Annotated in this window: 11 protein-coding genes and 1 other annotated feature; of the genes, 9 read left to right on the top strand and 2 right to left on the bottom strand. The window is 42.2% G+C overall.

Annotated features, from left to right (window positions below; all coding sequences use genetic code 11):
- Positions 1–165 precede the first annotated feature (165 nt).
- A complete protein-coding gene (locus NST15_RS12760) occupies positions 166–651 on the bottom strand; it encodes a hypothetical protein (protein WP_058213891.1) in 486 nt (161 codons plus the stop codon).
- Between the two features lie 240 nt (positions 652–891).
- On the opposite strand from NST15_RS12760, the gene hemA reads away from it, so the two are divergent.
- The 8 genes from hemA (at position 892) to ysxE (ending at position 9,592) form a co-directional block, all read left to right on the top strand.
- Positions 892–2,259, top strand: coding sequence for a glutamyl-tRNA reductase (hemA, locus tag NST15_RS12755; protein ID WP_058213890.1), 1,368 nt, complete (start codon positions 892–894; stop codon positions 2,257–2,259).
- A 7-nt stretch (positions 2,260–2,266) separates the two neighbouring features.
- Entirely contained in the window at positions 2,267–3,097 is an 831-nt protein-coding gene (locus NST15_RS12750; protein ID WP_008342830.1) for a cytochrome c biogenesis protein, read from the top strand.
- Between the two features lie 37 nt (positions 3,098–3,134).
- On the top strand, positions 3,135–4,070 hold the full coding sequence (gene hemC / locus NST15_RS12745) for a hydroxymethylbilane synthase (protein WP_058213889.1): 936 nt from the start codon (positions 3,135–3,137) through the stop codon (positions 4,068–4,070).
- The gene (locus NST15_RS12740; RefSeq protein WP_008342826.1) at positions 4,067–4,858 is read left to right on the top strand and encodes a uroporphyrinogen-III synthase; all 792 of its coding nucleotides are present in this window, start codon (positions 4,067–4,069) and stop codon (positions 4,856–4,858) included. The genes hemC and NST15_RS12740 overlap by 4 nt, the downstream gene beginning before the upstream one ends.
- Complete coding sequence (hemB, locus tag NST15_RS12735) at positions 4,855–5,826, top strand: porphobilinogen synthase (RefSeq protein ID WP_025207726.1); 972 nt, start codon at positions 4,855–4,857, stop codon at positions 5,824–5,826. Before NST15_RS12740 ends, hemB begins: the two co-directional genes overlap by 4 nt.
- A gap of 27 nt (positions 5,827–5,853) precedes the next feature.
- Positions 5,854–7,146, top strand: a complete 1,293-nt coding sequence (gene hemL / locus NST15_RS12730; RefSeq protein WP_008342821.1) for a glutamate-1-semialdehyde 2,1-aminomutase — start codon at positions 5,854–5,856, stop codon at positions 7,144–7,146.
- Positions 7,147–7,278: 132 nt separating this feature from the next.
- Positions 7,279–8,523 carry a LysM peptidoglycan-binding domain-containing protein gene (locus NST15_RS12725; RefSeq protein WP_342498572.1) on the top strand — a complete coding sequence of 415 codons (1,245 nt, stop codon included), beginning with the start codon at positions 7,279–7,281 and terminating at the stop codon, positions 8,521–8,523.
- Positions 8,524–8,560: 37 nt separating this feature from the next.
- Entirely contained in the window at positions 8,561–9,592 is a 1,032-nt protein-coding gene (gene ysxE, locus NST15_RS12720) for a spore coat protein YsxE (protein ID WP_255835821.1), read from the top strand.
- A gap of 74 nt (positions 9,593–9,666) precedes the next feature.
- Here the strand turns inward: ysxE and NST15_RS12715 are convergent, their stop codons facing one another.
- A complete protein-coding gene (locus NST15_RS12715) occupies positions 9,667–9,858 on the bottom strand; it encodes a hypothetical protein (protein WP_024718406.1) in 192 nt (63 codons plus the stop codon).
- A gap of 166 nt (positions 9,859–10,024) precedes the next feature.
- Positions 10,025–10,254 (top strand) — a binding site (T-box leader).
- 59 nt (positions 10,255–10,313) lie between these two features.
- Between NST15_RS12715 and NST15_RS12710 the strand changes: the two genes are divergently transcribed.
- The gene (locus NST15_RS12710) at positions 10,314–12,956 is read left to right on the top strand and encodes a valine--tRNA ligase (RefSeq protein ID WP_342498571.1); all 2,643 of its coding nucleotides are present in this window, start codon (positions 10,314–10,316) and stop codon (positions 12,954–12,956) included.
- The last annotated feature ends 53 nt before the right edge of the window (positions 12,957–13,009 follow it).

The following is a 13,009-nucleotide window of genomic DNA, read 5'->3' as shown; positions in this document are numbered from 1 at the left end:
GGAGAAAAACAAAACCGCCTTACCTGCAAAATGTTGCTACACAAGCAACTGCAGATAAGGCGGTTATTGTCGTCTATATCAGTTAAACTGGATCTTATTCTTCTCGTAAGATGTGTATTATAAAACATCCAATTGATGGCTTATCAAACAATTATATTGTATAAGTTATTTCCTTTTTAAAAATAATAAGAGGAGACTGACGGCAATCAATACATATGGCCAGTACAATTCAAAACCGGAAGTAGGGATCGAAAGTGTGCTAAGTTGCTTCGTAATTTGTTGAAAGAAATAAAGGAATAGACCGAGTGCAATGAGAACAACACTTTCTATTCGATATTCCTTTTTCTGTGATGATTTCATCAAAAGTGCGAGGCCGACGATGAACACAATCATCGTAAATGTATCTGGCCAGTGTTCTAATTTCGGCTGAAGGATAAAGTGTAGCGCAAGGCCTGTCATGAGCATACCGATAAACACATGAGAGGTTTCCTGTTCCTTCTTTCCTTGATATAAGAAAGCAAGGCCAAAAAGCAGTACAAGTGTATACCATTTCTCCTGATATTTCCAAATGTCAAATTGATCTCCTGAGAGAATGGCATATAGCGCTACAGCCAGCAAAGTGAGCGGCAGCAAAATAGATTTCTTCTTCAAAGATGTCACCTTCTTATAAGCAGATCATTTGTCCGCACGCGCCAAATCTGATAAATTGCTTGAAGTGATGATATGGCATTCGATGTCGAACATTTTTCTACTATATCACAACATTTTTGAAATCTGTTCACAATTTTTATCCAGTTAAAAATGAATATATGTTATAATCATTATAAATAATAAATTCTATATTGTAATTATTATAAATTAGACAGGGCGTTGGGGGTGCAAGCTGAAGTTATGCATATTCTTGTTGTGGGTTTAGATTATAAAACAGCCCCTGTTGAGATACGGGAACAGCTGAGCTTTGAACCGAGCGAGCTCGGAACAGCGATGTCCAAGCTTAAAGAAGAAAAAAGCATTCTAGAGAATATCGTCATCTCAACATGTAATCGAACAGAGATCTACGCAGTTGTAGATCAGCTTCATACTGGTCGGTTTTATATAAAAAGATTTTTAGCAGATTGGTTCGGTTTAGAAAAAGAAGATGTCTCTCCATATTTGAAGTTTTATGAAAATGATGGAGCGGTTGAGCATTTATTCCGGGTTGCCTGTGGACTTGATTCTATGGTCATTGGTGAAACACAAATACTCGGTCAAGTGCGCTCAAGCTTTAAAGTTGCTCAAGAGGATAAGACCATTGGTACCGTTTTCAATTATTTATTTAAGCAGGCGGTAACAGTTGCGAAGCGCTCTCATGCGGAAACAGATATTGCGTCTAATGCTGTATCTGTCAGCTATGCGGCAGTGGAACTTGCCAAAAAAATCTTTGGACGTCTTTCTGATAAGCATGTCCTTATTCTTGGTGCGGGTAAAATGGGCGAGCTGGCGGCTCAAAACCTTCAAGGTCAAGGGATTGGCCAGGTAACAGTTATCAATCGAACGTTCGAAAAGGCCAAAGAACTGGCCGGCCGTTTTTCAGGAGAGCCTAAGAGCTTGAATCAATTAGAAAAGACATTATCTGAAGCGGATATTTTAATTAGCTCTACTGGGGCTAAACAATTTGTGATTACAAAAGAAATGGTCGAAAAAGCGAACAAACAGAGAAAAGGCAGACCTCTATTCATGGTGGATATTGCAGTACCGCGTGATTTAGATCCAGCTATTTCTGAAGTAGAAGGTGCTTTTTTGTATGACATTGATGACCTTGAGGGGATTGTGGCAGCCAACCTGAAAGAGCGACGTGCAGTAGCTGAAGAGGTGGAGCTTCTCATCGAAGCTGAAATTGTGGAATTTAAGCAATGGCTTAATACGCTCGGAGTGGTTCCTGTGATTTCTGCTTTAAGAGAAAAAGCACTTTCGATTCAAGCGGATACGATGCAAAGCATCGAACGAAAGCTTCCAAACCTCACAAATCGTGAAATGAAGCTGTTAAATAAACATACGAAAAGCATCATCAATCAAATGCTGAAAGATCCTATCTTAAAGGCCAAAGAAATTGCCGGGGAGCCGAATGCAGAGGAAAAACTTTTACTCTTTAAAGAAATCTTTGATTTACAGGTTGAAGATGAAGAGCAAAAGGCAGAGCCGATGCAGGTGGAGCAAGGGGCATTTCAACTGTTCAAATCAAATATGGCACAAGGCCTTGCTACAGTTGCCAGTGAGTGATTAGGCGATGATGGAATCCATTGTAGCGAGACTAGGCGAAGCGACGATCTTGATCTATGCACTCAGTGTCTTGTTCTATTTCATAGATTTTCTTCAACACAACCGGAAGGCTGGAAAAATGGCTTTCTGGTTGCTTTCTATTGTCTGGCTGCTGCAAACAGTCTACATGTTTTATATTATGATGGAAACAGACCGATTCCCTGTGTTGAATGTAGCAGAGGGGTTATATTTTTATACGTGGGTGCTTGTGACATTGTCACTCGTTTTGACAAAAGTATTACGCGTTGAATTTATTGTCTTTTTTACAAATGTAATTGGTTTTTCCATGATGGCGATTCACACCTTTACACCATCCGATCTTCATTCTGCCGAACTGACGGGAAAGCTGACGAGTGAGCTGCTCGTCATTCATATTACGATGGCCATTTTATCATACGGCGCTTTTTCACTTTCATTTGCTTTTTCACTACTCTATCTATTTCAATATCGTTTGCTGAAAAAGAAAAAATGGGGAAAATGGCTTTTGAGAATTGAAGATTTATCAAAGCTTGATCATATGGCGTATGTCTTAAATATTATTGGCGTACCGATGCTCTTGCTTAGTTTGATTCTTGGCATTATATGGGCATATATTTCGTATGATACGTTGTACTGGACAGATGCAAAGGTGCTCGGTTCGTTTATTATGCTGTTTTTATACGGCTTTTACTTATACATTAGACTGGTGAGAAATATGCAAGGCAAAATCGTGGCGCGTTGGAATGTCGCTTCATTTCTTGTGCTGATGATCAATTATTTTCTGCTTGGTAGCTTATCAACCTTTCATTGGTTTCAATAATGATGAGTCTTAAGGGCATTGTCGGGAGGAAGACGTAATGCGTACAATTAAAGTAGGTTCTAGACGAAGCAAACTTGCGATTACACAAACAAAATGGGTCATTCAAAAGTTGTCTGAACTAAACCCTTCTTATTCTTTTGAAATTAAAGAGATTGTGACAAAGGGTGATCAAATTTTAGATGTGACCTTATCAAAGGTTGGCGGAAAAGGTCTGTTTGTTAAAGAAATTGAACAGGCAATGCTGAACCATGACATCGATATGGCAGTACACAGCATGAAAGATATGCCGGCTTCTCTTCCAGAAGGTTTAGTCATCGGCTGTATTCCTGAGCGTGAAGATGTGCGGGATGCATTGATTTCAAAGGATCATCTCCGACTTCATGAACTGCCAAAGGGAGCGGTTGTGGGAACGAGCAGCTTACGGCGCAGTGCTCAGCTTCTTCAGGAGAGACCAGATCTTGAGATTAAATGGATCCGTGGAAACATTGATACGAGACTCGAAAAACTGAAAAATGAAGAATATGATGCGATTATTCTAGCGGCTGCCGGATTGTCTAGAATGGGTTGGAGTCAAGAAGTCGTGTCGGAATTTTTATCTCCTGATACTTGCCTTCCTGCTGTGGGGCAGGGCGCATTGTCGATAGAATGCCGCGGAGATGACGAAGAGCTCTTGCAGCTGTTAGCTCAATTCACAAATGAGTATACAAAGAAAACGGTCCTTGCTGAAAGAGCCTTCCTTAAGCAAATGGATGGAAGCTGTCAAGTGCCGATCGCTGGTTACGCAACGATGAATGAGCGTGATGAAATTGAATTGACAGGTCTTGTGGCATCTGCGGATGGGCATACGATTATTCGAGAAACCGTAACAGGTACTGACCCTGAGGCAATCGGAACAGCATGTGCGAAGCACATGGCTGATAAGGGAGCAAAGGATTTGATCGACAAGGTGAAAAAGGATCTGTCTTCCCAATGACGATAGCCAAATCGCTTTACGGACAGACGGTGCTTGTCACTCGAAATGAACGTCAAGCGGGTGCGTTTCAGCAGAAAATTGAAGCGCTGAACGGCCATGCTGTTTTAACCTCTCTTATCAGGTTTGAACCAACGCTTACAAAAGAAAAAGCGAAGGCATTTTTAGAAGACTTAGAAGCAAGCCATTGGCTTGTGTTTACAAGTGTAAATGGTGCGTCTTTTTTTCTCAGTTATATAGAGAAGCATCAATTACATCAAAGCTTATCCCACTTGAAAGTGGCGGCTGTAGGTGAAAAAACATCTGCCTATCTGATGCAGCACGGCTTAAAAGTGGATGTGGTTCCAGAGCGATTTATAGCAGAGGAACTGGCAGATGCTTTAATTGAACATGTACACCCAGAAGAATGTGTCTTTGTAGCAAAAGGCCACCTGTCACGAGATGTGGTGAAGAATACCCTCGTTCCGCTTGGCATTGACGTAAAAGAGTGGATTATATATGAAACAGTGAAGGATGAGGACGGAATTATCGCACTCAAGTCGGCAATGATGGAGCAATCATTTGATTTTATTACATTTACAAGCTCCTCCACTGTTCATTCTTTTATGCACGCCATGGAGGCTGATATCGATAGATTAGCTGCATCAGACACATGTTTTGTGAGCATCGGTCCTCTTACACAAGAGGCACTGCTTCAATACGGGATTTCTTCTGAAACCCCAGATACTTATACGATAGACGGGATGCTTGATTTAATGTGCCGTTTATCTGAAAGGAAGTTGAACCAATGATGAAATTTAACAGACACCGCAGATTGCGTACAAGCGCAGGAATGAGAGAATTGGTGAGAGAAACATTTTTAAGACCCTCTGATTTCATTTATCCCATCTTTTTTGTAGAGGGAGAGAATGTCCGGAAAGAAGTCCCTTCAATGCCGGGTGTCTATCACATTTCAGTTGATCTTGTGAAAGAAGAAGTCCAAGAGCTTGTTGACCTTGGGATTAAATCTATCATTGTTTTTGGGGTACCAGACCATAAAGACCATGTAGGCAGTGAAGCTTATCACGATCATGGGATCGTTCAAAAAGCAACGCTTGAAATCAAAAAGCATTTCCCAGAGCTTGTGGTCATTGCTGATACTTGCTTATGCCAATATACAGATCACGGACATTGCGGAATCGTTGAAGATGGAGAAATTTTAAATGATGAATCTCTTCAGCTCTTAGCGAAAACCGCTGTCAGTCAGGCTCGTGCAGGTGCAGATATCATTGCTCCATCAAATATGATGGATGGCTTTGTGCTTGCAATTCGTGAGGCGCTTGATGAGGCCGGCTTTGTTCATGTGCCTGTCATGTCATATGCTGTGAAATATGCAAGTGCTTTTTACGGTCCGTTTCGTGATGCGGCGCATAGCACACCGCAATTTGGAGATCGTAAAACGTATCAAATGGACCCTGCAAACCGCTTAGAAGCACTGAGAGAAGCGCAGTCTGATGTAGAAGAAGGCGCTGACTTCCTGATCGTGAAGCCGTCACTTTCATACTTAGATATCATGCGTGATGTGAAAAATGAATTTACACTTCCTGTTGTTGCGTACAATGTGAGCGGAGAGTATGCAATGGTCAAAGCAGCAGCTCAAAATGGGTGGATTTCTGAAAAAGAGCTTGTTCTTGAAATGCTGACTAGCATGAAACGTGCAGGCGCAGAATTAATCATTACGTATCATGCAAAAGATGCAGCGAAATGGCTCTCAGAATAAAGAACGGATAGACAGGAGGACATTGAAATGGGACGTAGCTATGAAAAGTCAAAGCAAGCATTTAAAGAAGCGCAGCAGTTAATGCCGGGTGGTGTGAACAGCCCTGTGCGCGCATTTAAATCAGTCAATACAGACCCGATTTTTATGGAACGAGGCAAAGGCGCAAAAATATACGATATTGACGGAAATGAATATATTGATTATGTCTTATCGTGGGGACCGCTTATTTTAGGGCATACAAATGACCGTGTGGTTGAAAGTATTCAACGAGTAGCTGAACATGGTACAAGCTTCGGTGCTTCTACTTTAGTTGAAAATGAATTAGCTAAGCTTGTATCAGAACGAGTTCCTTCTATTGAGGTCATTCGTATGGTCAGCTCTGGAACAGAGGCGACGATGAGTGCGCTTCGTCTAGCACGTGGTTTTACAGGCAGAAACAAAATTGTGAAATTTGAAGGCTGTTATCATGGCCACGGTGATTCTTTGCTTATTAAAGCTGGTTCGGGTGTGGCAACGCTTGGACTTCCGGATAGCCCTGGTGTCCCTGAAGGTACAGCAAGCAATACGATCACCGTTCCATACAATGATTTAGAAAGCATCAAAGTCGCTTTTGAAGAATTTGGAGACGACATTGCAGGTGTCATTGTAGAACCAGTTGCAGGAAATATGGGTGTTGTCCCTCCGCAGGAAGGTTTCTTGCAAGGATTGAGAGACATCACTGAGCAATATGGCTCTTTACTCATTTTTGATGAGGTCATGACAGGCTTCCGTGTGGATTATCATTGTGCACAAGGCTATTTTGGCATTACGCCTGATCTGACATGTCTTGGTAAAGTCATCGGAGGCGGTCTGCCAGTTGGTGCCTATGGCGGTAGAGCGGACATTATGAGACAAATTGCGCCAAGCGGCCCGATTTATCAAGCAGGAACGTTATCCGGTAACCCGCTTGCGATGACAGCAGGTCTTGAAACATTAAAACAGCTGACACCTGAGTCTTATGAAGAGTTTAGACGCAAAGGAGATCGTTTGGAAGAAGGCATTTCAAAAGCGGCGAAAGCACATGGGATTCCACTAACATTTAACCGTGCAGGTTCCATGATTGGATTCTTCTTTACAAACGAACAAGTCGTCAATTACGATACAGCGAAAACAGCTGACCTCGCTTTATTCGCTGAATTCTACAAGGAAATGGCTGATCACGGCATCTTCCTTCCACCTTCACAATTCGAAGGGCTGTTCCTATCAACTGCTCATACGGATGAAGACATCGAGTATACGATTGAGACAGTTGAAAAGGTATTTCAAAAATTAGCTCAGTAACCAAAAGCCGATATGGAGACATATCGGCTTTTTGCTTTGCATAAAACCAATCATATTTTCACCGCCTCTTTCATACACCTGTATTGACATCTAATTTTATTTTGAAGGATTAGATGAAAGGAGGACACCGACTTGTCTCAAAACAATCGATTACAGTTTTCGGTAGAAGAGTCCATTTATTTCAAAAACGGACAGGAAGTCAGTGAGTTGCTGTCAATTTCTCTCGATCCTGACATTCTCGTTCAAGAAGTGAATGATTATGTTTCCATTAGAGGTTCACTCGAGCTAACAGGAGAATACAACATAAATCAAGAGGAGCTAATGGGTGAATCCAGTTCCTATGCATCATACAGGCAGGCTGATGAGGTGAAGGTAAGAGAGGACGGAACGGCTGAGCTGCTGCATCAATTTCCGGTGGATATCACGATCCCCAAGAACAAAATTAGTCATTTAAATGATGTATTTGTGTTTATTGATGCATTTGATTACCAGCTGACAGAAAGCCGTTTGCTCACGATTCAGGCTGATTTGGCCATTGAAGGTCTGTTAGATGAAGGAACGCCTGAACCGCTTGTAGAAGAGCCATATGAATTTGTCCATCGTGCTGAAGAGGAATATGGCGATGTCACTTATGAATATCAGGCGCAGTCTGAATATGAAGAGCAAGAAATGCTGCCACGTGAAGAGCATGAAGAAAATGCAGAACAGCAGGCCGTTTTGCAACATGAAGCGCGAACTGAACAAGAAGAGGATGAAATAGACATCGAGACGGTGATGGTGGAAGAAGCAGAAGAAGAGGAGGAATATGAGGAAGAAGAAGCCGTGGCGCTTGGGTATCGTTCCTTCCCAGAAGCTCAAGTACAAGAGCCGCCATTCTTTGACCCGCCTAAACTGTTAGAAGAAGAGGAGCGGGATGATACGTTCTTTGAGGTGGAAGTGAGGAAAGACCCTGAAGCAGAGAGCAAGGAAGAAGAAGAGCCGCCAGCTTATCCAGCCTTTGAATCACCTGCTCATCAGATGGAACAGACGCAGGAAGAGCGGGATGACAGCTATCAGTTCGAACGATTATATGAACGTGAAGCACCAAAGGTGTATGAATCAGCTCAAGAAGCTGAGGAGTTTGAACATGACCAGAGAGAAGCGTCTGGCAGTGAGAATTCTCTTTATTTAACGAAGCTGTTCGCTAAGCAGGAGGAGGAAGATTTTTCTCGCATGAAAATATGTATAGTTCAGCAAGAAGATACGGTCGATCGTATTTGTGAGCGATATCAGTTGAATGTGCAGCAGCTCCTTCGAACGAATTCATTGTCGGTGGATGCAGAGCTTGAAGAAGGGCAGATTCTTTATATTCCTGAATATCAAAAAAGCAATGCATAGTATGAGATGATGGACCGAGAAAATGTGGTGAGAGAACGTGGATGAAATCCAATCTGTCCTATACGAATATGGGCTTGAGGCTGAATATATCGAACCTGTCAGTCCAGCTGTCGTTAGAGTGTATACAAAGCAGGGCGTATTTGCACTAAAGCGAGTAAAACCCCATCGACAAATGCAATTTACAGAGCAAATGCTTGAACTAGAATCAAAAGGCTATCGCTCCTTTGTGCCGATTTATCGCACGAAGAGCGGTTCCTTTTTCTCAAATCAACGAGAAAGCCAGTACACGTATTACCTTATGCCATGGCTGACGAATGAAAAGAGAGAAGAGCAGGACGATAAACATGAATATTTATTTCAAGAGATTGCAAGACTTCATAAACGAACAGAAGTCATGATGGACATTACTGAGCAGGAAATAGAGGCTCACTACACCCAAATGAAAAGCAAATGGGAAACAGAGAAAGACATGTATGAACGATTTATCGAGCGGGCAGAACAAACATGGTATATGTCGCCATTTGAGCTGGCTGCTGCTATGTATTTTTCAGAAGCGATGTCTGCAAGTGAATTTGCACTTGAACGTTTAGAGGATTGGCATGAGGAAATGAAAGACCAAGAGACGACACGTATTGTGTTAAACCATGGGCAATTGTCGATCCATCACTTTTTGTACAATGATGTAGGTACAGGACATTTCACCAATTTTGAGCGGTCCAAAAAGGCAGCCCCCATTTATGACCTTTTGACCTTTTACTATCGCACATTCAAAACCTACCCTACTCCTTGTCCTGAATGCACATCTTTGTTTTATACGTATCAAAAGGGAAATAAACTTCGTGAGGAAGAGATTCATTTGTTCTTGAGCTACCTCGCTTATCCGCAGGGTTTGTTTGATACGGTGAAAGCCTATGAAGCAGGCGGACAGGATGAGATGGAAAGTTGTCAGGAGCTGTTAAGGGCGTATTGGCAAATGAAAAATTCTGAGCCGATCGTCATGAAAATACACGAAATTGAGCAAGCTAGACGCCTTGAAGAAGAACAAAATGCCTCGTCATCAGAAGAGTGACGAGGTAGTTTGCTGTCAAATGTCTAATATGGGGTAATCGTTACATAAGAGTGAGCCTGCAGCTTTCAGCTCTCTTAAAACCAATCAAGATGAAAGGCACAGGCGAGAAATATGAGAATTCCTAAGATGAGGACGTCAAATGTTGTGGGAAAAATGATCGTGCGAAAGCCTTGAAATATGGCAATCGGGAGAACGACTTGGGAGGCAACTGCCCGAATTTGTCTAAGCCATGGGGGGAGTGTGTAAGGATTGATCTTTTTCAAAATAAAACGCCCTCCTTCTTTATTTTGTTATTATCATATGGGCAATAAAGCAAAGGGTGCCTGCCCAATTTGTATAAAGAAGAAGAAAAGCGGAAAAGATGATTGACGAAAACAAAAGGCATTTAGTAATATTAATAAAAGATGAGTATAAGCTGATGAACGTGATATATCGTAAGCGTGGATCAGGAAGAGTACGAGCAAGACCCTAAAGAGAGGGAAACCAATAGCTGAAAGGTTTTCTAGGATGCACTTGTTTGGAAGGTCGCCTGTGAGCTTAATTTCTTGAAACATGTAGTAGAGAAATTCGGGAGATCCCCGTTATCCTTTAGAGAGTACGGGACACGTCTAAGTGTTTCGTGAAAAAAGGTGGTACCGCGAAAAAGCTTTTTCGTCCTTTTATAAGGATGAGAAGGCTTTTTTTATGTTTCATCAGCCGAAAAAATGTGGAGGTAACACAAATGGAAACAAATAATCAAGAAATGCCAACAAAGTACGATCCAAATGCGATTGAAAAAGACCGCTATACGTACTGGCTTGAAGGGAAATTCTTCGAAGCACAAAATGACAAAACGAAAGATCCATATACAGTCGTCATTCCTCCACCAAACGTGACAGGAAAATTACACTTAGGGCATGCTTGGGATTCAACCCTTCAAGACATCGTGACTCGTATGAAACGGATGCAGGGCTATGATGTTTTATGGCTGCCAGGAATGGACCATGCGGGTATTGCAACACAAGCAAAGGTAGAGGCAAAGCTTCGCGAAGAAGGCGTGAGCCGCTATGATCTCGGACGTGAAAAATTTGTAGAAGAAACGTGGAAGTGGAAAGAAGAGTATGCCGATTTTATTCGCAGCCAGTGGGCGAAAATGGGTCTAGGTCTAGACTATTCGCGTGAGCGTTTTACATTAGATGAAGGCTTGAATAAAGCAGTCCGCCAAGTGTTTGTTCAATTGTATGAAAAAGGATTGATCTATCGCGGAGAATACATCATTAACTGGGACCCAGCAACAAAAACGGCCCTTTCTGATATTGAAGTCATCTACAAGGATGTGCAAGGAGCGTTTTATCACTTGAGATATCCGCTTGCAGATGGATCCGGTTCGATTGAAATTGCGACAACAAGACCTGAAACGATGCTGGGAGATACGGCAGTCGCTGTACATCCTGAAGATGAACGCTATCAGCATTTGATTGGGAAAACAGTTGTTTTACCAATTACAGGCCGAGAGATTCCAATCGTCGGGGATGACTATGTCGATATGGAATTTGGATCAGGAGCTGTAAAAATAACGCCGGCTCATGACCCGAATGACTTCGAGCTTGGAAACCGTCATAACCTAGAGCGCATTCTTGTGATGAATGAAGATGGCACAATGAATGGAAACGCACTTCAATACAAAGGAATGGACCGCTTCGAATGTCGTAAACAGCTTGTGAAAGATCTTCAAGAAGAAGGCATTTTGTTCAAAATTGAGGACCACATGCATTCAGTTGGTCACAGTGAGCGCAGTGGCGCTGTAGTGGAGCCATATTTATCAACACAATGGTTTGTGAAAATGCAGCCGCTCGCAGATGAAGCCATCAATCTGCAAAAAGGTGATGAGCAAGTTCAATTTGTTCCAGACCGATTTGAAAAGACGTATTTACACTGGATGGAAAATATCCGTGACTGGTGTATTTCTCGTCAGCTATGGTGGGGACACCGCATCCCGGCTTGGTATCATAAAGAAACGAAGGAAGTATACGTGGGACTTGATGCGCCAGAAGATATTGAAAACTGGGAGCAAGATAACGATGTACTTGATACATGGTTTAGTTCAGCGCTTTGGCCTTTCTCTACAATGGGCTGGCCAGATGCAGAAAGTGAAGACTTCAAGCGCTACTACCCAACCAATCTGCTTGTAACAGGCTATGACATCATCTTCTTCTGGGTATCTCGTATGATCTTCCAAGGTCTTGAATTCACAGGAGAAAAACCATTTAAAGATGTCCTCATTCACGGTCTTATTCGCGATGAACAAGGGCGTAAAATGAGTAAGTCACTTGGCAACGGAATTGATCCAATGGAGGTCATCGACAAGTACGGAGCGGATTCATTGAGATATTTCTTAGCGACTGGAAGCTCTCCAGGTCAAGATTTACGTTTTAGCTTTGAAAAGGTTGAATCCACTTGGAACTTTGCGAACAAAATTTGGAACGCATCCCGTTTTGCTCTCATGAATATGGATGGTTTAACGTACGATGAGCTTGATTTAACAGGAGAAAAATCAGTTGCTGATCAATGGATTTTAACACGCTTAAATGAAACGATTGAAAGTGTCACACAGCTTGCTGACAAGTATGAATTCGGTGAAGTGGGCAGACATTTATACAACTTCATTTGGGATGATTTCTGTGATTGGTACATTGAAATGGCGAAACTTCCGCTTTATGGAGAAGATGAAGCAGCGAAGAAAACGACTCGTTCGATCCTTGCGTATGTATTAGATCAAACGATGAGACTTCTTCATCCGTTTATGCCGTTCTTAACAGAAGAAATCTGGAAACATCTACCTCATGAAGGTGAGTCCATTACTGTAGCGGCATGGCCTGAAGTGAAGCCGGAGCTTTCAAATGAACAGGCTTCTGCTGACATGAAGCTGCTTGTTGAACTGATTCGCTCTGTTCGTAACATTCGCAGTGAAGTCAACACACCAATGAGCAAACAAGTTGAGCTTTACATTAAAGCATCTACGTCTGATGTTCAGGAACGTTTAGAGAAAAATCGTTCATATATTGAGCGCTTCACGAATCCAAGTGTTCTTGAAATTGGCACAGATGTCCCAGCTAGTGATAAAGCGATGACGGCTGTTATTTCTGGAGCAGAACTCATTCTGCCGCTTGAAGGCTTAATCAACTTAGATGAAGAAATTGCCCGTCTGCAAAAAGAGCTTGATAAACTGACAAAAGAAGTGGAACGAGTTCAGAAAAAGCTTGGCAATGAAGGTTTTATGAAAAAAGCACCTGAAAGTGTCGTAGAAGAAGAGCGTGCGAAAGAACGTGATTATGTCGCAAAACGCGAAGCTGTTCAAAAGCGTATTGAAGAGCTGAAAGCATAAGAGTGAAAAGACGGCTCCTAATGAATTGGAGTCGTCTTTTTTGAAAATTTCGT

The sequence above is a fragment of the Bacillus sp. FSL R5-0820 genome (genome assembly GCF_038593385.1).
GTDB classification, from domain to species: Bacteria; Bacillota; Bacilli; order Bacillales; family Bacillaceae; genus Bacillus; species Bacillus altitudinis.
The sequence above is the reverse complement of the archived record's forward strand: the minus strand, read 5'-3'. Positions and strand labels throughout refer to the sequence as shown.

Excerpts from the sequence above, each read along its gene's own strand:
- NST15_RS12750 (WP_008342830.1), top strand. The coding sequence starts at position 2,267 with ATGATGGAATCCATTGTAGCGAGACTAGGCGAAGCGACGATCTTGATC.
- hemC (WP_058213889.1), top strand. The coding sequence starts at position 3,135 with ATGCGTACAATTAAAGTAGGTTCTAGACGAAGCAAACTTGCGATTACA.
- NST15_RS12710 (WP_342498571.1), top strand. The coding sequence starts at position 10,314 with ATGGAAACAAATAATCAAGAAATGCCAACAAAGTACGATCCAAATGCG.
- hemL (WP_008342821.1), top strand. The coding sequence starts at position 5,854 with ATGGGACGTAGCTATGAAAAGTCAAAGCAAGCATTTAAAGAAGCGCAG.
- NST15_RS12740 (WP_008342826.1), top strand. The coding sequence starts at position 4,067 with ATGACGATAGCCAAATCGCTTTACGGACAGACGGTGCTTGTCACTCGA.
- hemA (WP_058213890.1), top strand. The coding sequence starts at position 892 with ATGCATATTCTTGTTGTGGGTTTAGATTATAAAACAGCCCCTGTTGAG.
- hemB (WP_025207726.1), top strand. The coding sequence starts at position 4,855 with ATGATGAAATTTAACAGACACCGCAGATTGCGTACAAGCGCAGGAATG.